This is a genomic window from [Actinomadura] parvosata subsp. kistnae (genome assembly GCF_900323885.1).
Classification (GTDB): domain Bacteria; phylum Actinomycetota; class Actinomycetes; order Streptosporangiales; family Streptosporangiaceae; genus Nonomuraea; species Nonomuraea composti.
On record NZ_OOHJ01000018.1, the window covers coordinates 2,278,139 to 2,297,375 of the forward strand.

Sequence of the window (19,237 nt, forward strand, 5' to 3'; positions counted from 1 at the left end):
GGGAACGTCCACGGGGAATTCGTTCACCGCTCGTTGGACAACATTCGACCGGCTCTTTGGGGATCCTTCCTGTACCGGTGGAGGAGGCTGCCGGTAACGCTCGTCACGACTCCTCGGCGAGACGGTCGAGGGCCGCCGAGAGCCGCTGGAGCGCCTCCAGGCACCGCCGCGCGTCCTCGACGCCGAGCTCCCCCACCAGCCGGTCGGCGAACTCCTGATGACCGGGGACGATCTTGGCGATGGCCTCGCGCCCCGCCTGCGTGGGGCTCAGCAGCTTGGCCCGCCGGTGCGCCGGGTTGGGCCGGTACTCGGCCAGCCCCCGCTCCACCAGCAGGTCGGCGATGCGCTGCACGCCCTGCCTGGTCATCCCCATGACGCGGGCGATGCCCGCGACGGGCAGCGGCTCGCGCAGGACCGCGCCGAGCACCTGCCACCACGCGGCCGTCATCCCCGACGGCCGGGCCAGCCCCTCCGCCACCTGGAGGAACTGGCCGTTGAGCCGGAAGGCTCTTAACGCCATGCCGGACAACAACTCGGCGCTCTCGCTCATGCCGTCATCAACACCTCGAAGGCCGAGGCGTCGCTCCTGGCGAACAGCCGGAACCAGGCATCCAGCACCTCGGGCCGGTAGATGTCGAGGCGGCGGAAGACCTCCCTGGCGAACGCCACCGGCTCCGTCGGGCCGGCCGTGACGAGGTCGCCGTCGAGCACCGCGTCGCGGTCGAGGTAGCGCTTGGCCCCGGCGTACCCCTCCTGAGCCTCCAGGTACTGGGGTGCGGCGCCGGTGTGGTCGCGGTCGTCGAGCAGCCCCTCGCGGGCCAGCCCCGCCGTGGCGCCGCAGATGGCGGCCACCGGCACCCCCGCGTCGAGGAACTCGCGGGCCTTGCCCGCGAACGGCGCCAGCGCGTCTCCCGCGTCCCACAGGTCGGCCCCGGGCAGGATGAGAAGTGCGCTGTCCGCAGGGGAGAGGTCCGCCAACGCGATGTCGGGCGTGATGCGCAGGCCGCCCATGGTGACCACCGGGTCGGTGGTCAGGCCGACGGTGACGATCTCGAACCCGCCGGCCTCGCGCTGGTAGTGGCCGTTGCGCAGATGAGAGGTGAGGTGACCGGTCTCCCAGTCGGCGAGCGTGTCGTAAACGGCGTGGTGAGCGATTTTCTTCATGACAGTATCTTGTCATAACGACAACATGCTGTCAATCGATAACCGTGGAAGGATAGGCCGCATGGCAGAGATCGTCGGCGGAGGACGTCCGGTCAACGACGCCGAGCGGCGCGTGATCGCATACCTGCGCGACCACGCGCCCGCCGACTGGCTGCTGCTGCACAACGTCGAGGTCCCGCGCGGCCACGACGTCTTCGAGGTCGACCTGCTCGTGCTGACCGGCCACTCGCTCGTCGTGGTCGACGTCAAGGGCACCCGCGGGCGCATCGAGGTGTCGGGCACCCGCTGGTTCCCGCCGCGCAGAGAGGCGTTCGGGTCGCCGGTGACCAAGCTGCGCGGCACCGCCAAGGCGCTCAAGGGCCTGCTCGTGTCCAGGGCCACCCAGCTCGAACGCGTCTACGTCGACAGCCTGGTCGTGCTCACCTCGCCCGACGCCGAGCTGGTCGACTCGGCCGGCCGCGACGCGGTCAACGTCACCGACCTGCCCGGCCTGCTCCCCACGCTCAGCGACGTCTCCCGCGTCCGGCGCGGGTGCAGCCCCGACGCCAGGCCGTACCTCACCGCGATCCTCGACGCCCTCAACCAGACCGTACGCCGCAGCACCGCCCCGCCCCGCTACGGCAACTGGGAGGTCGAGGAGCAGCTCGGCGGCGACTCCAAGGTCACCGAATACCGCGCCTTCAACGTCACGCTGCCCGGCAGCGAGACCGTGCTGCTGCGCGTCTACCAGGCCGACCCCATGGCCGACCAGCAGGCGCGGGCGGCCGAGCGGCAGCGCATCGCCAACGCCTACCAGACGCTGGCCCGCATCCCGCCGCACCCGCGCGTGGTGCGCTCGCGCGACTTCTTCGCCATCGACGACGAGAGCCGGTTCGTGCTCGTGCTCGACGACGTGCACGGCGAGGCGCTGCACCTGGCCCTCGGCAAGGGCGCCCCGCTCGGCGTGATCCAAGACCTGCTGAGCGGCCTCGCCCACGCCCACGCCAACGGCGTCGTGCACCGCGCGCTCACCCCCGCCGCCGTGCTGGTCACCGACGACGGGCACGCGGTGCTCACCGGCTTCGACTACGCCAAGCCGGGCCCCCGCAACTACACCGTCGCCCACGAGCTGGGCAACGTCCTCGACGCCGCCTACGTGGCGCCCGAGTGCCAGGAGCGGCCCGACCTGATGACCACCGCCTCCGACGTGTACGCGGCCGGCGTCATCGCCTTCCAGCTCCTCACCGGGCAGCTGCCCACCAGCGGCGACGCCCAGGGCCCCGACGTGCCCGAGGTGGTGCGCCGCATGCTCGACCACTCCCCCGCCAAGCGCCCGTCGGCGGCCGAGGCACTGGAGATGCTGCGCGCCGGCGCCCCCGCCCAGGGCTCGAAGCTCAGGAGGTTCGTGCGTCGCATAGTGTCCCGATCATGACTGTGCGGCTGCGTCCCGTCGAAGAGGACGACCTTCCCTTCCTGCACCGGCTCACCAGCGACCCCGACGGCGCGGGCGAGTTCCAGTGGTACGGCTTCCAGGACCCGCGCCGGCTGCGGCGGCGCTGGGAGGAGTCCGGCATGCTGTCCGACGACGGCGGCCTGCTGATCATCGCCGACGGCGACGAGGCGATCGGCTTCGTCTCCTGGAGCAGGCAGGTCGCCACCCGCATCAGCCACTCCTGGTCGATGGGCCTGATCGTGGCCCCCGAGCACCGCGGCAAGGGCCACGGCACGCACGCGCAGAAGCTGCTCGCCCGCTACCTGTTCGACCACTCCACCGTCAACCGGATCGAGGCGTCCACCGAGATCACGAACGTGGCCGAGCAGCGGGCGCTGGAGAAGGCCGGGTTCACCCGCGAGGGCGTGCTGCGCGGCGCCGGCTTCCGGGCCGGTCAGTGGCACGACGGCGTGCTCTACAGCATGATCCGCGCCGACCTGGGCTGAAGGCGCGCCGTGACTGAAGGCAGGCCGTGGCTGAAAGCAGGCCGTGAAAGCAGGCCGGGCGGCGAGAGGTGCCGCCCGGCCTACGCGCGCGTGATCGTGTCGAGGATGTCGATCACGTAGAGGACGGGCCGCTCCCCCGGCGAGGGCACCGCCACCCGGCTGCCCACCCGCCGGCCGGCCAGCGCGCCGACCCAGGCCGCCGGCACCGAGCCCGCCTCCAGCGTGAACGCGCTCGGCCCGCCCCTGCGGTACGAGGAGTCCACGACGGCTCTCGACGGCCACGCCGCCGCCACGTACTGGATGACGACCTTCGAGCCCGCCACGACCTCCCGCCCGGACCCGTCGATCAGGGTGCGCGGCGGGTCGGCGGGCGTCAGGTCGGCCGGGACGACCGGCAGCGTGCGGCCGACGAGGCGCGCGTCCGGCGGGTAGCCGCCCAGGATGTCGAAGACGAGCACGAGCGTGTCGGCGGGCGAGACGCCGGCCAGCGGCAGGTCCGGCCCCAGCGCCTCGGCGGCCGGGCCGACCAGCATGACCCGGCTGCCCGCCGGCCGCCCGATGAGCGACTGCCGCCACGTCTCCGCCACCTTCCTGCCGTCGAACACGACCGAGGTGGGCTGGTTGCCGTCGTAGGTGCTCAGGTACGGCCGGTTGCCCGACCACCGCCGGATGTCCACGTCGGCCAGCACCACGTCCCCCGGCACGGTGCGCCGCCCGCTGCCGACCGACAGCACCGTGATGCGCGGCGTGCGGCCCGGCTGGCCCTTGGGTATGGAGACGGTCGGCTTGCTGCCGAACCTTCCCGTCACGACGGGTTGCGTGCCCTCCTCGGCGACACCGCACGAGGTGGTGAGCACGAGGAGCGCGGGCCAGAACAGACGCACGATTTCCTCCAGGGCCGGATCCAGAGGAGTTACTTGCCGCAAGTGCGCCAAGGAAAGCTTCGGGTCGCGCCAGTTCACGACAAACTTGGACCGTGAGCAAGCCCAATCTGGCACGTCGGGTCGCGGAGGCGGCCGAGGTCGCGCTGAGCACCCGCAAGTACGTGACGTTCATCGACGTGGTGACGGGTCTGCGCTGGCTGCACTCGCGGCACGTGGACGTCTGGCGCCAGGGCCGGGCGGCCACCCTGGCGGAGCTGGCGGCCGTGGACGACGACCGCCTGCTCACCGCGGCCGGCCTGCTGCGCGACTGGGCGCGGGCGAAGGGGCTGCGCCCGGTCGAGACCCCGTACGTGGCGGGCACCCGCGACCGCCGCGAGCTGCGCTTCACCGCCGGGCCGGAGCAGGGGCCGTTCCGGGTGCACTGGCTGTCGCCCGACCTGAGCGAGGCCAGGGTGCGCCGGCTGACCGAGGCGCAGAGCAAGGCTCCCGACCTGGTGGTGGTCTCCCCGCTGGAGGCGTGGACGTGCGCGTCCTGCGCCGACACCGGCCCGTACCTGATCATGGAGGACGACCGGCCGCACTGCCTCACCTGCGCCGACATGGACCACCTGGTGTTCCTGCCGTCGGGCAACGCGGCGCTCAGCCGCCGGGCCAAGCAGGAGAGCGGCCTCGCGGCGGTGGTCGTCCGCTACAACCGGCGGCGCAAGGTCTACCAGCGCATGGGCCTGCTGGTGGAGGAGGCGGCGCTGGCCGCGGCCGAGGAGCGCTGCCTGGCCGACGAGGAGGTACGGCTGCGCCGCCGCGAGCGCGACCGCGTCCGCCGGGCGGAGCAGGACGTCGAGTACCAGGCCGCGATGGCCGCCGAGATCGCCCGGCTGTTCCCCGGCTGCCCCGAGCCGCGGGCGCGGGAGATCGCCGAGCACGCCGGCCAGCGCGGCAGCGGCCGGGTGGGGCGGTCGGCGGCGGCCAGGGCGCTCGACGAGAACGCCATCACGCTCGCCGTGATCGCCTCGATCCGGCACCTCGACACCGACTACGACCGGCTGCTCATGTCGGGCGTCCCCCGGATGGAGGCCCGCGACCGCATCAGGGCCGATATCGAACGCAAGCTCGAAGAGTTCCGCCGTCCCGGCTAAGGTCGGAGGCATGAGTGACGACTGGCACGACGTCAGGGAAGAGCTCCGCACGTTCGCGCTCGGCCTGCCCGAGACCCGCGAGGATCACCCGTGGGGTGAGACCGTCATCAAGGTCGGCAAGAAGGTCTTCCTCTTCCTCGGCATCGACGAGCGCACCGAGAAGTGGGAGCCGTCGTTCGGCGTGAAGCTCCTGTCGGAGGCGCACGGCCACGCGCTGACCGTCGAGGGCGCCCGGCCCAGCGGCTACGGGCTGGGCAAGGCGGGCTGGGTGACCGTGCCGTTCCTGGCGGAGCTGCCCGAGACCGAGGTGCTGCTCGACTGGGTGGAGGAGAGCTACCGCACGATCGCGCCCAAGCGGGCGGTCAAGGAACTCGACCTCAGGTGACGGCGCTCAGGCAGCGGCACTTAAGCGGCACTCAGGTGACGGCGCTCAGGTGACCGCCAGGCGGGTCGCGTACTTGTCGTCGCGCCACAGCTCCTTGTCGAGCACCTCCAGCAGCGTGGTCGCAGCGTCGTACACGTCGGCGTAGCCGATGTAGAGCGGCGCGAAGCCGAACCTGAGCACGTCGGGCGCGCGGAAGTCGCCGTGCACGCCCCGGTCGATCAGCGCCCGCATCACCGGGTAGCCGTCGGGGTGGCGCAACGAGATCTGGCTGCCGCGCGCGGCCGGGTCGGCGGGCGAGGCCAGCTCCAGCCGGTCGCCGACCAGCTCGACGAACAGCTCGCCGAGCGCCATGCTCTTGGCTCTGACCTGCGCCATCGGCACCCGCTCCCACACGTCGAGCGCCGCCTCCAGCGCCGCGAACGACAGCACGTGCGGGGTGCTCACCGCGAACCGCCGCACCCCCTCGGCCGGCCGGTAATCGGCCTCGAACGCGAACGGCTCGGCGTGGCCGTGCCAGCCCGACAGCACGTTCTCGGCGGCGGCGTGGTGGCGCGGGTTGACGTAGAGGAACGCGGGCGCGCCGGGACCGGCGTTCAGGTACTTGTACGTGCATCCCACCGCGAAGTCGGCCGCGGAGACGTCCACCTCCATGGCGCCGACGCTGTGGCACACGTCCCACACGATGAGCGCCCCCGCGGCGTGCGCGGCGGCGGTCACCGCGGGCACGTCGGCGCGGGCGCCCGTGCGGTAGTCCACCTCCGACAGCAGCACCACGGCGGCGTCCTCGAAGCTCCCCTCGCTGAGGTCGCGCAGCTCGTAGCCGCCCAGCAGCCCGGCCAGGCCCTGCACGATGTAGTGGTCGGTGGGGAAGTTGCGGAGGTCGGAGACGATCACGCGCCGCTCGGGCCGCAGCCGGAGCGCCGCCGCCACGGCCTGGTAGACGGCGATCGAGGTGGTGTTGCCCACGACGACCTGGCCGGGGCCGGCGCCGATGAGCGGGGCGATCCGGTCGCCGGTGGTGAGCGGCTGCTCGTACCAGCCCGCGTGGTTCCACCCGCCGACGAGCTGCCTGCCCCATTCGTCCTCGACCGTCCTGCGCACCCGCTCGGCGGTACGGCGGGGCAGCGCGCCCAGCGAGTTGCCGACGAGGTAGATCACGCCGTCGGGCAGCACGAACTCGTGCCGGAACTCCCGCAGCGGGTCCTCGGCGTCGAGGGCGAGGCACTGGTCGCGGTCCAAGATCGGCTCCCGTCATGGAGGGATGGTGGCAATCACCCGGTTCACACCATTTTGATACCGCCGCACGTACCAGTTCTGCACCGGGTTGTGCGTGGCGTCCAGCCGGAAGCGGCCGCGCGGGCCGTCCAGCTCGCCCACCTCCCCCAGCGCGCGGCCGAGGTCGCCGCCCCTGGACAGTGCCGCGTCGATGAGGCGCATCGCGTCCCAGCTCTGCACGGCCACCGCCGACGGGTTGCGGCCGGTCCGCTCCCGCCACTTGGCCGCGAACGCGGTGTTGTCGATGTTCTCCAGCGCGGGCGAGTACATGCCGACGCTCGTGATGCCCTCGGCGTCCGGGCCGACGGCGCGCAGCACGTCCTCGTCGGTGAGGTTCATGCAGGCCAGCAGGTCGATCCTGGTGTCGTAGCCGAGCTCCTTGAACGCCCTGGTGAACGCGATCGCCTCGCCGCCGGCGTAGAACGCGTACAGGAGCTTCGCCTCGGGCGGGATCTGCTCGAAGTACGGCCGCAGGTCGGCCACCCGGTCGTGCGGGGTCAGGATGCGCTTGAGCGGCTCGGCGCCGTACCCCTCGGTGAAGCCGTCGAGCGTCTCGACGCCGGCCGAGTAGTCGGGGGCCATGAGCACCACGCCGCGCCGCCCGTAGTGCTCGGCGGCGTAGCGGCCGGCGGCGTGGCCGTGGTCGTGGTTGGTGTAGGAGACGCGGAAGACGTTCGAGCCGTCCAGGTCGTCGGAGCCGGCGTTGGCGACCACCACCGGGGTCCTGCCGGCCGCCTCCTCGACCACGGCGACGGCGACGGGCGAGGCGATCAGGCCGGTGAGCACGTCCACGCTCTCGGCGTCGATGAGCCGCCTGGCCTCCTTCCTGCCCTGCTCGGCGGTGCCCCCGTCGTCGGCCACCAGCAGCTCGGCCGGCCTGCCGCCGAGCCGGCCACCGTGGTCGTCGAGGTAGAGGCGCATGGCGCTCTCCATGTCGTCGCCGAGCATGGCGTACACGCCGGTCTGCGAGATGATCGCGCCGATCTTGACCGGGAGCTCGTCCCCGTCGCGCGGCGGCACCGTGCCACCGCAGCCGGCGGCCATCAGCACCACCAGCCCGACCACGGGCAGCCCCAGCACGGGTGCGCGCATGGGGGAGCTCCCTTCAGCCCAGGAACGCCTCGGCGTTGGCTGCGAGCAGCTTGGCGCGGGCCGTGCCGGACAGGAAGGGAGCGCGCCGGATCAGGTCACCCGCGGGTGACTCGCCCAGCGGATAGGGAAAGTCGCTGCCGAGCATCACATGGTCCTCCCCGAGAGTGTCGACGAGCAGCCGCAGCGCGCGCTCGTCGAAGACGGCAGAGTCGACGCTGAACCTGCCGAGGTAGTGGGACGGCGGCCGTTCGGAGCCGCCGACCAGGTCGTGCCTGCGGTGCCAGGCGTTCTCGAACCGGCCGAGCCAGAAGGCGAACGAGCCGCCGCCGTGCGCGAAGCAGATCCGCAACGTGTCGGGGACGCGGTCGAACACGCCGCCGAGGATCATCGCCAGGATGGACAGGTGCGTCTCGGCCGGCATGCCGACCAGCCACTGCGCCATCCACCGCTCGACGCGCGGCCCCGCGGGCAGGTCCCACGGGTGCACGAAGACGGGAACGTTCCTTTCCGCGCAGTGCTGGAGGAACCGCACGACCCCGGGATCGTCGAGGTCGCGGTCGCCGACGTGGTTGCCGATCTCCACGCCCCGGTGCCCGTTCGCCAGGCAGCGGTCGAGCTCCGCGCAGGCCAGGTCGGGGTCCTGCAACGGCACCTGGCAGAACGGGATCAGCCGCGGGCCGGCGCACAGCTCCAGCGCCAGGTCGTTGAAGACCTTCGCGATCCGCACGCCCTGCTCGGCCGGCCGGTCGTAGCCGAAGAAGACCGGGGTGGGCGAGACCACCTGCCGGTCCACGCCGTCGCGGTCCATGCGTTCCAGCCGGACCCGCGGATCCCAGCAGTCGTCCTGGATCCTGCGGAACTCGCGGTCGTTGACGAGGATCGTCGCTTCGCGCTCCGAGTCGACCCTCAGCCTGGGCGCCCCTGGCCAACCCAGCTCGGGCCAGCCCCGGGGCACGTGGTGCGTGTGGACGTCGATGACCATCTAGCCCTTGCCAGGATGTAGCGCGCCGCACCGGCCGCAGGTGCGGGCCTTCTCGTCGCCGTAGAACGCCTCGAAGACCGGCGGCAGGTCCTTGACGATGTCGCGGACCTGGAGCTCGACCTCGTGGACGAGGGCGCCGCACTCCATGCAGTACCACTGGAACTTCTCCAGCTCGCCCTCCGGCCGGATCCGCTCGACGACCAGCCCCACCGAGCCGGCCTCCGGCCGCTGCGGCGAGTGCGGCACGCGCGGCGGCAGCAGCCACATCTGGCCCTCGCGGACGTGCACGGTCTCGGGGCCGTTCCCGGTGACGACGTTGACGTGCATGTTGCCGCGCACCTGGTAGAACAGCTCCTCGTACGGGTCCACGTGGAAGTCCGTCCTGGAGTTGGGCCCGCCGACCACCATCACGATGAAGTCGTTCGCCCCCTCGAAGACCACCTTGTTGCCGACCGGCGGCTTGAGCAGGTGGGCGTGCTCGTCGATCCATGCGGTGAAGTCGATCGGGGGGATCATGACAGCTCCTGGGGGTGGTAGGCGACGGCTTGCATCTCGATGAGCAGGTGCGGGTGCGGGAGCTGGTGCACCGCCACCGTGGTGCGGGTCGGGCCCTCCTCGTCGAAGAACTCGGCGTAGACCTCGTTGTAGCCCTTGAAGTCGTTCATGTTGACCAGGTACGTGGTGATCTGCACCAGGTCGGCGAGCGAGCCGCCCGCGGCCTTGAGGATGTCGCCGATGTTCTCGATGACCGCCCTGGTCTGGGCGCGGATGTCCAGGTTCGTCACGCCGTACTTGTCCACCTCGGCGCCCACGAACGTGTCGTCGGGGCGCCGGCAGCTCGTGCCGGAGACGTACAGGAAGTCGCCGGCCCGCTTGACGTGCGGGAACCTGCCCCGTGGTGTGGCCTTGCCCGGCACGCGGATGGCCTTCGGCCTCGCCTGGGGGCTCACTTGCCGAACACCGCCCGCACCGAGCCGAGGCCCTCGATCCTCGCCTCGAACACGTCGCCCGGCTCGACCGGCACCACCGGCCCGAGCGCGCCGGTCAGCACCACGTCACCGGCCCGCAGCGGGTGCTCGGTGCCGCCGAGGCGGTTGGCCAGCCAGACGGCGGCGTTGAGCGGGTGCCCCAGGCATGCCTCGCCCGAGCCGGCCGAGACCTCCTGGTCGCCCCGCGTCATCGACATCCGCGCCGCCCGCAGGTCGAGCCCGCGCAGCGACATGGGCGTGCCGCCGAGCACGAACGCGCCGGACGAGGCGTTGTCGGCGATCGTGTCGACCAGGCTGATGTCCCAGCCGGCGATCCGCGAGTCGGCGATCTCGATCGCGGGCAGTACGAAGTCCACCGCCCTGATCACGTCCGCCACGGTGAACGGGCCGCCCTCCAGGTCGCCGCCGAGGACCAGCGCCACCTCGGCCTCCGCCTTCGGCTGCAGGAACCGCTCCGGCGGGACGGGCAGCCCGTCGCCGTAGCAGGTGTCGGCGAAGAGCACGCCGAAGTCGGGCTGGTCGACGCCGAGCTGCTGCTGGATCACCGGGTTGGTCAGCCCGATCTTCCTGCCGACCGGCCGCCGCCCCGCGTCGAGCGCCTGCCTCGTGCCCAGCTCCTGCACGGCGTACGCGTCGGCCGCCGTGCCCACCAGGTCCCTGATCGGCGCGCAGGGCCGGCCCGTGCGCACCGCCTCGGCCAGCCGCTCGGCCGCCTGGGCGCGCACGTCCACTGCCTGGGACCATTCGTCATGCATCGGGCTGCTCCAGTTTGATGGTGATCGTGGTGGGTTCGGAGTAGAAGTCGAGCGAGCGGGTGCCGCCCTCCCTGCCGATGCCCGACAGCTTCACGCCGCCGAACGGGGTCCGCAGGTCGCGCAGGTACCACGTGTTGACCCAGACGAGCCCGGCCTCCAGGCGCTGGGCCACGCGATGGGCGCGGTCGAGGTTCGTGGTCCAGACCGTGGCGGCCAGGCCGTACTCGCTGCCGTTGGCCAGGTCGACGGCCTCGGCCTCGCTGTCGAAGGGCGTGACGTGGCACACGGGTCCGAAGATCTCTTCTCTGTTGAACCTCGACCATTCAGACAAGCCTGTCACCACCGTCGGCTCCACGAAATAACCGGAATCGCGATGATCGCCGAACACGGGGACACTGCCTCCTGCGAGCATCTTGGCTCCCTCCGAGCGGGCCAAGGCGTAATAGGAGAGCACCTTCTCGCGATGCTCCGCCGAGATCATCGGCTGGAGCTCCACCTCTTGGGCGCGGACGGCCAGGCGGGCGCAGAAGTCCTCGAAGATCGAGCGGTGCACGTACACGCGCTCGGTGCACAGGCACACCTGGCCGCCGTTGGTGAAGACCGACTTCACCGTGCCCTCCACCGCCTTGTCGAGGTGGCAGTCCTCGAAGACCAGGCCGGCGTTCTTGCCGCCCAGCTCGAACGAGATCGGCTTGACCCGGTCGGCCACCGACCGCATGATCGTCCGGCCGGTCGCGGTGGAGCCCGTGAACGTCACGGCGTCCACCCCGGGATGCTCGACGAGGAGCTGACCGGCGGAGCCGTGCCCGAAGATGATGTTGACGACGCCGGGCGGCAGGCCGCTCTCCGCGCAGATCTCGGCGAAGACCGCGGCCGAGCCGGGCGTCTGCTCCGACGGCTTGACCACGACGGTGTTGCCCGAGACCAGCGCGGGCGCGAGCTTCCAGGTCATGAGCAGGAACGGCAGGTTCCACGGCACGATCACCGCGACCACGCCGAGCGGCCTGCGCACGGTGTAGCTGAGCACCCCCGACAGGTGGAAGGCGTCCTCGGGCCGCTGCGCGGCGATGTCGGCGAAGGCGCGGAAGTTCGCGATGCCGCGCGGGATGTCGAGGGTACGGGTCTGGTCGAGCGGCTTGCCCGTGTCGGCGATCTCCGCCGCCACCAGGTCGTCGAAGCGGGCCTCGATGCCCTCGGCCAGGCGCCGCATCCACCCGGCGCGCTCCCCGACGGGCATCGCCGCCCAGTCGCGGGCCGCCTCCCTGGCCGCGCGCACCGCCCGGTCGACCACCTCGGGATCGGCCTCGTGCACCTGCCTGATCACCGCGCCCGTGACCGGATCGTGGACGGGAAACGCCTTGCCCGCGCCCACCGGCTGGCCACCGATGAAATGGGTCAGCACAACCCTCTCCTCATCTCTCCCTCGCCTCCCGGTATAGATCGCTGTGCGGCTCGTGGACAACAGGAAGTTCCGGGGACACGGAACCTCCTCGATCGCATCGTCTCGCCCGAACGCGGCGCGCGCCATGAGCGATGCTGGTGGACATGCAGACCCGTACTGATCGCATCGCTGCCCACGACGGCTCCTTCGACGTCCGCGTGTGGCTGCCCGACTCCGGCTCCGGCCCCGGCCTCCTCCTCGTCCAGGAGATCTACGGCGTGGGCCCCTACATCGAGAAGGTCGCCACCGACCTCGCCGCGCGCGGCTACGTGGTGGCCGCGCCCGACCTGTTCTGGCGCCTGCAGCCCGGCTACGTGGGCGAGCACACGCCCGAGGGCACGCAGGCCGCCATCGAGCTGTCGCAGGGCTTCGACCTCGCGCAGGGCGTGGCCGACTGCGCGCTCACGGTGGCCCACCTGAGCGCGCTGCCCGAGGTGCGCGGCGGGGTCGGGGCGCTCGGCTTCTGCCTGGGCGGCTCGGTCGACTACATGCTGGCCACCCAGGTCGAGCTGGCCGCGGTGCTGTCCTTCTACGGCTCGGCCGTGCCCGACGCGACCGGGCTGATGGAGCGCATCTCCTCGCCGCTGCTGCTGGTGTTCGGGGGCAGTGACCCGTACATCCCGCGTGAGCGCGTGGCCGCCGTCGAGAAGGCCGCCGAGGGGCGGCCGAACGTCGTCGTGCACGTCGAGGAGGAGGCCGGGCACGCCTTCCACAACAGCGAGTCGCCGATGTTCCACCAGCCGGAGCCGGCGGCGCGCGCCTGGGAGGTGGCGATCGCGTTCCTGGACGAGCACCTGCCCGCCCGCTGAGACCTGTCCAACAGGACAGCTTCCGGTATCCCTAGATCAACCGCCATGATGAGCGCATGGCGCGGACGTGGGAATTGTGGGGAAACGTCATTATTGCTGGTACCTTTGCACTCCCCCTGGCGTTGCTAGCAATCGTGATTCTCTCCCGCCACCGCGCCCGCGCCGGCCGTCCGGCACCCCTGCGCACCTCTCTCGCCGACGTCGGCATCGTGGTCGGCACGGCGCCGTGGATTTGGATGATCCTGACGCCGTCGGACGGCCCCTCAGGGGTGAACCTCGTGCCCTTCACCGACCTCGCGGACCTGGCCCGGGCACCGTGGGAGGCGGTATTCGTGCAGGTCGGGGGCAACCTGCTGGTGTTCGCGGCGCTCGGCGCGCTGCTGCCCGTACGCGGCCGGGCGATGTCCTCACTCGGCCGCGTTGCGGCGCTCGCGGCGGCATTTTCGGTCCTGGTCGAGGTCCTCCAGTACGTGCTCCGTCTGGGGCGTCTGTCCTCCGTGGACGACGTCATCCTCAATACGACCGGCGCGGTGATCTTCGCTTTGGTTACTCGCCGCTGGTGGGCCCGGACGGATACCGGCCGGGACCGTTCCACGATTACGGCCCGCTAAAACATCGCGGAATTCACCACTCGGGGACGATCCTCTCAAAATCAGCCCGCGACCAAGCCTTGCTTCTGTGCGATCGTGGACAAGACGGGGCAAGTTCTCTGGAGACGCCACAACCTGGTTGGTGACAGAGGGTGATCAAAGTTGTCTGAATCCCCGGTACCCCACGAGCCCCCTATCTATCGACGCATCGCCGACGGTCTCCGCGCCCGGATTCTCGCCGGCGAGCTGCGCGACGGGGACCGACTACCGGGCGAGAACGCGCTGATGGCCGAATACGCAATCGCACGAGCCACCGCCAGGCAGGCGCTTGCCGTACTGATCAACGAAGGGCTGGCGGTGCCCAGACGAGGCTCGGGGGTTTACGTGCGGCTGTTCAAACCGATTCGCAGGCACGGCTCACGCCGCCTGTCACGAGAGCAGTGGGGTCAGGGACGCGCCATCTGGGACGCCGACACGCGTGGCCGCCCTTTCACCGTCGACGCTTTAGAGGTGGTCTTGGAGCGAGCCACCGAGGATGTGGCCGTTGTGCTGGAGAGCGGCGAGGTCTGGGTACGCCGGCGCCGCTACTCCGTCGACGGCAGGCCCGTGCAACTGGCCACCTCCTCCTTCCCCGCGCGGCTCGTCGAGGGCAGCGCGATCACCCTTCCCGACACCGGCCCCGGTGGCGTCTACGCCAGGCTCGGCGACCTGGGCCTCGCCCCCGCCCACTTCACCGAGGAGGTCCGCGCCCGCATGCCGGGGCCGCGCGAGAGCAGGCTGCTCGACCTGCCCGCCGGCACGCCGGTCATCGTCATCGCGCGCACGGCGTACACGTCGGGCGGGCTGCCGGTCGAGCTGAACGAGATGGTGCTGGACTCGGCGGCGTACGTACTCCAGTACGACTTCGACGCCTGATTCAAGCGGATCTGTCAAGCGATAGGTTGACCTGTCCCCGACGATCATTGTGCTCTCTAGAGAAGTGGAGCATCTTCTTAGGAGATGGAACCTCGCCTGGGGGCCCGGGAAAGGTGGACAGCGATGTCCTTTGATCGGCATCTCGCCGAGATCGCCCGGGAGTACCCCCAGTGGACCATCTGGCGGAGCGACGCGGGCCGCTGGTGGGCCACGAGACACCATCCGCTGAGCGCGGCGCAGCGCGATGCCGGATGTGCGATGACCATCGACGCGGACGACCCGGACGGCCTGCGCGACCGGCTCCGGGACCAGGAAAGGAGGGCCGGCGAGCGGCACACGTGGCGAGCCGGCCCCGCACCACCTTGACGCAGGTCGTGGAGCGTTCCGCGGCCCGCGTCCGCAGAGCAGCCCGGTGCCGGGTCCAGCGTCTCGGCGGCCCCGGCACCGGGCCCCCAACCTGGAGGGGCCACGATCGCGGAAGTCTCCGACCCTATCGGGGGCGGGGGCTTCCGCTCCCCGCTCCCAGGGAGGTGGGCACGCGGTCCGAGCGGCGTCTCACGGCCGCGGCCGGCGGCTGAGGTCACCATCGGTGGCGGTGACCTCGGCCGCGGCCGCGACGGAGGGGGACGCCGCTCGGCCGCGCCACCTGACTGCTCACGCCCGGCCGCGCCGCCTGACTGCTCACGCCCGGCCGGGCCGCCTGACTACGCGCCCGATTACTTGCGCGACTCCGACATGCGGCCGATGTTCACGTCCGTGTCCTCCGAGACGGCGCCCTCACGCGGCTCGGGCTCGTCGTCCTTGACGATCACCCGTACGGTCCGCTCGGGGTCCTCGGCGTCCTGCGGCACGGGCGGCTGGGGCTGACCCGCCGGGCCGGCGGGGACGGGCGGCTCGGCCTGGCCCGCCGGGCCGGCGGGAGCGGGGGCCACGGCGGGGGCTCCGGCCGGGGCGGGCGGGGCGGGCGGGGCGATGGCCTCGGGCACCAGCGGCCCGGCGTTCGCCTCGGCCCTCATGAGGTCGCCCAGCACCGTGCTGATCTCGGTCAGCCGCCGCACGACCTCCGTATGCGTGTTGCCGAGGTACTCGACCCGCCGCCCGGCCTGCTCGTCGAGCGCCGCCGCCCGCTGGTGCGCGGTGGCCAGCAGGCTCTCGGCCTCCTTGTGCGCCCCGGACACCAACTGCTCGGCCTGCACGTTGGCGGACTGCAGCGTCTGCTCGGCCTCGGCCCTGGCCATGGTGACCGTGCGCTCGGCCTCGGCCCTGGCCGCCTGCAGCGTCTCCTCGGCCTCGGTGCGGGCGGAGGTGAGCTGCTCCTCGGCGTCGCTGCCCGCCTGCGCCAGCATGCGTTCGGCCGCCTGGGTGGCCTCGCTCACCCGCCGCTCGGCCTCGGCCTGGGCGGAGGTGAGGATCTTGTCGGCGGTCTCCCTGGAGGTGGTCATGAGCCGCTCGGCCTCGGTCTTGGCGGCCTCGCGCACGCGGGTGGCCTCGGCCTCGGCGTCCTCGCGCTTGGCCGCGGCCTCCTCCTCCCCGAGCCGCAGGATCTGCGCGAGCCGGGGGCTGAGGTCCTCGTAGCTCTGGGGCGTCTCGACCATGCGCCGCCTGGCCTCGGCCAGCTCGATGCGGCCCTGCTCCGCCTGCTCGATGGCCCGTGCGAGCCGCTCTTCCAGATCTCTGATCTGGTTACGGGTGCGGATGATGTAGTCGTGGACCTGGCGGCGGTTGTAGCCGCGCATCACGACCTCGAACGTGTCCTCTTGCATCAGGTCGGGAATGCTCTCGTGCTGGTTCATCATGGCGATTACCTGGGGGTTTCGTCGTGAGGCGGGGGAAATATTGCAGGTTGTGAGGGTCTGGCAACGGGACGTCAGGAAACGACTTTCCTGCCATCTGCCCACGTCCGCAACCCGAACGCCATACCCCGAGCTGGAATTACGATGTCTCGAATGTACATAGCAGCGTTGGACAACGGAGCAGTCCCGGACATACACCCTGAAGCGTACATAGCGCCTGGTGCGGTCGTGGTGGGCGACGTACGCGTGGGCCGGGCGTCCAGCATCTGGTACGGCTCCGTCCTCCGTGGGGACGACGAACGGATCGAGATCGGCGCGGAGTGCAACGTCCAGGACCTGTCGTGCCTGCACGCCGACCCGGGCGAGCCGGCGATCCTCGAAGACCGCGTCAGCCTGGGCCACAAGGCGATGGTCCACGGCGCCCACGTGGAGACCGGCGCGCTCATCGGCATCGGCGCGATCGTGCTGGGCGGCGCCCGCGTCGGCGCGGGCACGCTGGTGGCGGCCGGAGCCCTCGTGGGGCCCGGCAAGAAGATCCCGGCCGGCGTGCTCGTCGCGGGCGTCCCCGGCCGGATCGTACGAGAGCTCACCGACGACGACCGCGACTCCTTCGCCCGCACGCCGGACAACTACATGGCCAAGGCACTCAGGCACCGGCAGGCGTCATCACTTTGACCAGCACCTCGTCCGACACCGACGCCGGGTTGAGCGGGTCGGCGTACTCGGGCAGCTCCGGCCTCAGGAAGCGGACGAAGTCGACCGTCAGCTTGAGGTCGGGCGTGCCCTTGACCTGCTTGGCGTTGCCCTTGGTCGCGTCCTTCTTGAGCGTGCTGTAGCTGTCCCAGTCGGTGTAGGCGGTCACGCCCCACTGCAGCACGTCGGGCAGGCTGGACGGCCAGCGCTGGGCCACCTTCCACGTGCCCTTGTCCTCCTTGTAGAGCGCGACGAAGACGCGGCCGACGCGGGCCAGCACGAGGTCCACCCAGCCGCTCTTGACGGCGATCTCCTTGGGCTTCGAGCTGCCGTCCTGGGTGTATTTGGCCTCGACCTGGCCGCTCTTCTCGGCGGTGCCGGTGGTGACCGAGACCCAGTTCGGCTTGGCGTACGAGCCGGGCTGGCGAGCCATGAGGCCGCCGAGCGAGAACTTGCGCTTGGGCTGCCCGCCGCTCTTGCCCTCGACCTTGACCCGGGCGTGCATGACGATGTCGCCGGCGAGGTCCTGGTACACGAAGGGGCCGCGGAAGCCGTCGAACCAGGCCGACACGTTCGGCTCCAGGTACATCGCGCCCTTGGCGGTCTTGTTGACGTCGTACTTGGAGAGCCGGTCGATGTCCTTCTCGGTGTCGCTGAGCTTGGTCCACATCTTCAGGTCCGCGGCGTCGTCGAACTCGGTGGACGCCTCGCCCACCTCCCCGCCGGGCGCGGGCGGGGTGGCGTTCTCCAGCGTGAGAACGCCGGCTCCGGTGGGTGTGGGCTGTGCCGCCGTCGTCGTACCGCACCCGGAGAGCACGCTCACGACCGCCAACGTCCCTGCTACCTTCGCCCTCATGTCGGACATTCTGCCGTGAAATGCCGATGGATGATCCGAGGACGCCCAGTACGATGACCGCCGTGCCACCCTGGGATGCGTTCACCGCCGCCGAGGCGGAGGTCCGCGCGATGGTCGCGGACCCGCGCTGGCAGGGGCTTTCCGTGCCCGACCGGGCCCACGTGCTGGCCGCCAGGATACTTGTGACCCCCGATGGCGACCGGTGGTTGTTCGGCGCGCACGCGCGCTGGCACCTGCACGACCCGGCCGACGGCCGCTGGCATCCGGCCCCGCCGCCGCGCGGCACGCGGGTGCGCCGGGTGACGCACGCCGCGGCGGTCCTGCCGGACGACGTCGTGCCGCCCGGCCACGACTTCCACGCCGAGCCCGGCTCCACCCAGTCGTTCATCGGGCCCGACGTGCCGGAGCGCCTCACCGAGCAGCTCAGGCAGCTCGTCCGCGCCTGCGGCCGCAAGTCGGAGCTGGACTACCCGCTGTCGGCGTTCGGCGAGATCTTCGCCACGGACGTGCCGAGCACGGTGGCGGCCGTCTGGGGCACGATCATGTGGTGCGCGTACGCGCCGGCCTTCGACGGCAACGAGCGGCTGATCACCGTCTTCGGCGAGTACCTGCGCCGCTCGCTGCCGGGCGACGAGTGGGTGCGCTGGCTGCCCGCGCCGCCCCTGCTCGACCTCGTCACGCTGGTCGCCGAGCGGATGCGGGCCGGGCGCCCGCGCGCCGCGCTCAGGCTCGCCGCCGTGATGGCGGACACGGCCCAGATCCTGCTGCTCGACACCCGCTTCAGGCCGCGGGCGCTGGCGCTGCTGACGATGGTGGAGCCCATGCTGCGCCGGCCCGGGTTCGGCGACCCGTACGACGACGACGCGGTGATGCGGCGGGAGTGGCTGGCGCGCTGCCCCGCCCGCCTGTGCCGGGCGCTGCTCGTGGAGAACGACCCCGAGGCGCACTTCTCCCACACCGTGTACGACCTCGTGGACGCCCTGGCGTTCATGCCGGAGCCCCGGGAGGCGGCGGCCACGTTCCTGGCCGACCTGTCCGACTCCAAGGGGGCGCTGCCGGGGCGGCTGGACCATCGGCTGCGGATGGCGTACGAGGAGCTGCGCCGCGCGGGCCTGACGGGCACGTCGGCGGCCGAGACGACGCAGCCGGAGGGCTTCCCGGTGCGCGCGGAGGGGGTCGCGCCGCCGCTGGAGGTGGCCCCGCCGGACAGGGGGAGCACGGCGGCGGTGCTGGGCGCCGCCTACGCCACGGCGCTGGCGTGGGAACGGCTGACGGGGGCGAAGCTGCCCGCGCGGGGGCTGGCGAGCCAGTCGGCACTCGTACGAAGGATCGTCCACGAACGGGACGACCATCACACCGGGCACATGTAAACCACTAATGCCGATATTTCCCCCTTACTCCTCCTATATCGTTCTAACCCCCGAGATAACAGCAATTTCGCTGAATTGTGATCTCGGAATCGGGAAATGATCCTGACGGGGCCCCCAAGGCGCGGAAAGGAATGACTCCGATGGGCCATGTCGCCGGAAGGGCCTTCGCCGTAACCTCGTAGTGGGTGTGG

General features: G+C 71.4%; 22 protein-coding genes. 10 read left to right on the forward strand and 12 right to left on the reverse strand.

What is annotated here, in order from left to right; all coding sequences use genetic code 11:
* Positions 1 to 103: 103 nt before the first annotated feature.
* Both KIS93_RS30495 and KIS93_RS30500 read right to left on the reverse strand, forming a co-directional pair.
* Positions 104 to 550, reverse strand: coding sequence for a MarR family winged helix-turn-helix transcriptional regulator (locus KIS93_RS30495; protein WP_080044397.1), 447 nt, complete (start codon positions 548 to 550; stop codon positions 104 to 106).
* Positions 547 to 1,164 carry a type 1 glutamine amidotransferase family protein gene (locus KIS93_RS30500; RefSeq protein WP_080044396.1) on the reverse strand — a complete coding sequence of 206 codons (618 nt, stop codon included), beginning with the start codon at positions 1,162 to 1,164 and terminating at the stop codon, positions 547 to 549. The genes KIS93_RS30495 and KIS93_RS30500 overlap by 4 nt, the downstream gene beginning before the upstream one ends.
* A 61-nt stretch (positions 1,165 to 1,225) precedes the next feature.
* Here KIS93_RS30500 and mads6 point away from each other — a divergent pair, with 61 nt between their 5' ends.
* Together mads6 and KIS93_RS30510 are read left to right on the forward strand one after the other, a co-directional pair.
* The gene (mads6, locus tag KIS93_RS30505) at positions 1,226 to 2,575 is read left to right on the forward strand and encodes a methylation-associated defense system protein kinase MAD6 (RefSeq protein WP_080044395.1); all 1,350 of its coding nucleotides are present in this window, start codon (positions 1,226 to 1,228) and stop codon (positions 2,573 to 2,575) included.
* The gene (locus KIS93_RS30510; RefSeq protein ID WP_080044394.1) at positions 2,572 to 3,081 is read left to right on the forward strand and encodes a GNAT family N-acetyltransferase; all 510 of its coding nucleotides are present in this window, start codon (positions 2,572 to 2,574) and stop codon (positions 3,079 to 3,081) included. Before mads6 ends, KIS93_RS30510 begins: the two co-directional genes overlap by 4 nt.
* An 80-nt stretch (positions 3,082 to 3,161) precedes the next feature.
* Here KIS93_RS30510 and KIS93_RS30515 read toward each other — a convergent pair whose 3' ends face one another.
* The gene (locus tag KIS93_RS30515) at positions 3,162 to 3,965 is read right to left on the reverse strand and encodes an FKBP-type peptidyl-prolyl cis-trans isomerase (protein ID WP_080044393.1); all 804 of its coding nucleotides are present in this window, start codon (positions 3,963 to 3,965) and stop codon (positions 3,162 to 3,164) included.
* A gap of 92 nt (positions 3,966 to 4,057) precedes the next feature.
* Here KIS93_RS30515 and KIS93_RS30520 point away from each other — a divergent pair, with 92 nt between their 5' ends.
* Positions 4,058 to 5,101 (forward strand): DUF2293 domain-containing protein, encoded by a 1,044-nt coding sequence (locus tag KIS93_RS30520; protein WP_080044392.1) that lies wholly within the window; start codon positions 4,058 to 4,060, stop codon positions 5,099 to 5,101.
* A 10-nt stretch (positions 5,102 to 5,111) separates the two neighbouring features.
* Entirely contained in the window at positions 5,112 to 5,486 is a 375-nt protein-coding gene (locus KIS93_RS30525) for an MmcQ/YjbR family DNA-binding protein (protein ID WP_080044391.1), read from the forward strand.
* Between the two features lie 45 nt (positions 5,487 to 5,531).
* On the opposite strand, the gene kynU is transcribed toward KIS93_RS30525, so the two are convergent.
* The 7 genes from kynU to KIS93_RS30560 are packed head-to-tail and all read right to left on the reverse strand — an operon-like array spanning position 5,532 to position 11,981.
* A complete protein-coding gene (gene kynU / locus KIS93_RS30530) occupies positions 5,532 to 6,728 on the reverse strand; it encodes a kynureninase (protein ID WP_080044390.1) in 1,197 nt (398 codons plus the stop codon).
* Between the two features lie 9 nt (positions 6,729 to 6,737).
* Entirely contained in the window at positions 6,738 to 7,853 is a 1,116-nt protein-coding gene (locus tag KIS93_RS30535; RefSeq protein ID WP_080044389.1) for an ABC transporter substrate-binding protein, read from the reverse strand.
* Positions 7,854 to 7,866: 13 nt separating this feature from the next.
* Positions 7,867 to 8,835, reverse strand: a complete 969-nt coding sequence (locus KIS93_RS30540) for an amidohydrolase family protein (RefSeq protein WP_080044388.1) — start codon at positions 8,833 to 8,835, stop codon at positions 7,867 to 7,869.
* On the reverse strand, positions 8,836 to 9,351 hold the full coding sequence (locus KIS93_RS30545; RefSeq protein ID WP_080044387.1) for a 3-hydroxyanthranilate 3,4-dioxygenase: 516 nt from the start codon (positions 9,349 to 9,351) through the stop codon (positions 8,836 to 8,838).
* Positions 9,348 to 9,785, reverse strand: coding sequence for a RidA family protein (locus tag KIS93_RS30550; RefSeq protein WP_080044386.1), 438 nt, complete (start codon positions 9,783 to 9,785; stop codon positions 9,348 to 9,350). The genes KIS93_RS30545 and KIS93_RS30550 overlap by 4 nt, the downstream gene beginning before the upstream one ends.
* Entirely contained in the window at positions 9,782 to 10,579 is a 798-nt protein-coding gene (locus KIS93_RS30555) for a 2-keto-4-pentenoate hydratase (protein ID WP_080044385.1), read from the reverse strand. Before KIS93_RS30555 ends, KIS93_RS30550 begins: the two co-directional genes overlap by 4 nt.
* The gene (locus KIS93_RS30560) at positions 10,572 to 11,981 is read right to left on the reverse strand and encodes an aldehyde dehydrogenase family protein (protein ID WP_222107665.1); all 1,410 of its coding nucleotides are present in this window, start codon (positions 11,979 to 11,981) and stop codon (positions 10,572 to 10,574) included. Before KIS93_RS30560 ends, KIS93_RS30555 begins: the two co-directional genes overlap by 8 nt.
* Positions 11,982 to 12,124: 143 nt before the next feature.
* Here KIS93_RS30560 and KIS93_RS30565 point away from each other — a divergent pair, with 143 nt between their 5' ends.
* The 4 genes from KIS93_RS30565 (at position 12,125) to KIS93_RS30580 (ending at position 14,700) form a co-directional block, all read left to right on the forward strand.
* Complete coding sequence (locus KIS93_RS30565; RefSeq protein ID WP_080047417.1) at positions 12,125 to 12,829, forward strand: dienelactone hydrolase family protein; 705 nt, start codon at positions 12,125 to 12,127, stop codon at positions 12,827 to 12,829.
* A gap of 56 nt (positions 12,830 to 12,885) precedes the next feature.
* Positions 12,886 to 13,440 (forward strand): VanZ family protein, encoded by a 555-nt coding sequence (locus tag KIS93_RS30570; protein ID WP_080044383.1) that lies wholly within the window; start codon positions 12,886 to 12,888, stop codon positions 13,438 to 13,440.
* Between the two features lie 141 nt (positions 13,441 to 13,581).
* Complete coding sequence (locus KIS93_RS30575) at positions 13,582 to 14,334, forward strand: GntR family transcriptional regulator (RefSeq protein ID WP_080044382.1); 753 nt, start codon at positions 13,582 to 13,584, stop codon at positions 14,332 to 14,334.
* A gap of 123 nt (positions 14,335 to 14,457) precedes the next feature.
* Positions 14,458 to 14,700, forward strand: coding sequence for a hypothetical protein (locus tag KIS93_RS30580; protein ID WP_080044381.1), 243 nt, complete (start codon positions 14,458 to 14,460; stop codon positions 14,698 to 14,700).
* 350 nt (positions 14,701 to 15,050) lie between these two features.
* Here KIS93_RS30580 and KIS93_RS30585 read toward each other — a convergent pair whose 3' ends face one another.
* On the reverse strand, positions 15,051 to 16,130 hold the full coding sequence (locus KIS93_RS30585; RefSeq protein ID WP_080044380.1) for a coiled-coil domain-containing protein: 1,080 nt from the start codon (positions 16,128 to 16,130) through the stop codon (positions 15,051 to 15,053).
* A 150-nt stretch (positions 16,131 to 16,280) separates the two neighbouring features.
* Here KIS93_RS30585 and KIS93_RS30590 point away from each other — a divergent pair, with 150 nt between their 5' ends.
* On the forward strand, positions 16,281 to 16,802 hold the full coding sequence (locus KIS93_RS30590; protein ID WP_418113447.1) for a gamma carbonic anhydrase family protein: 522 nt from the start codon (positions 16,281 to 16,283) through the stop codon (positions 16,800 to 16,802).
* Here KIS93_RS30590 and KIS93_RS30595 read toward each other — a convergent pair.
* On the reverse strand, positions 16,774 to 17,676 hold the full coding sequence (locus tag KIS93_RS30595) for a hypothetical protein (RefSeq protein ID WP_155128886.1): 903 nt from the start codon (positions 17,674 to 17,676) through the stop codon (positions 16,774 to 16,776). The genes KIS93_RS30590 and KIS93_RS30595 overlap by 29 nt on opposite strands.
* Positions 17,677 to 17,729: 53 nt before the next feature.
* On the opposite strand from KIS93_RS30595, the gene KIS93_RS30600 reads away from it, so the two are divergent.
* A complete protein-coding gene (locus tag KIS93_RS30600; protein ID WP_080044377.1) occupies positions 17,730 to 19,046 on the forward strand; it encodes a hypothetical protein in 1,317 nt (438 codons plus the stop codon).
* Positions 19,047 to 19,237 lie beyond the last annotated feature (191 nt).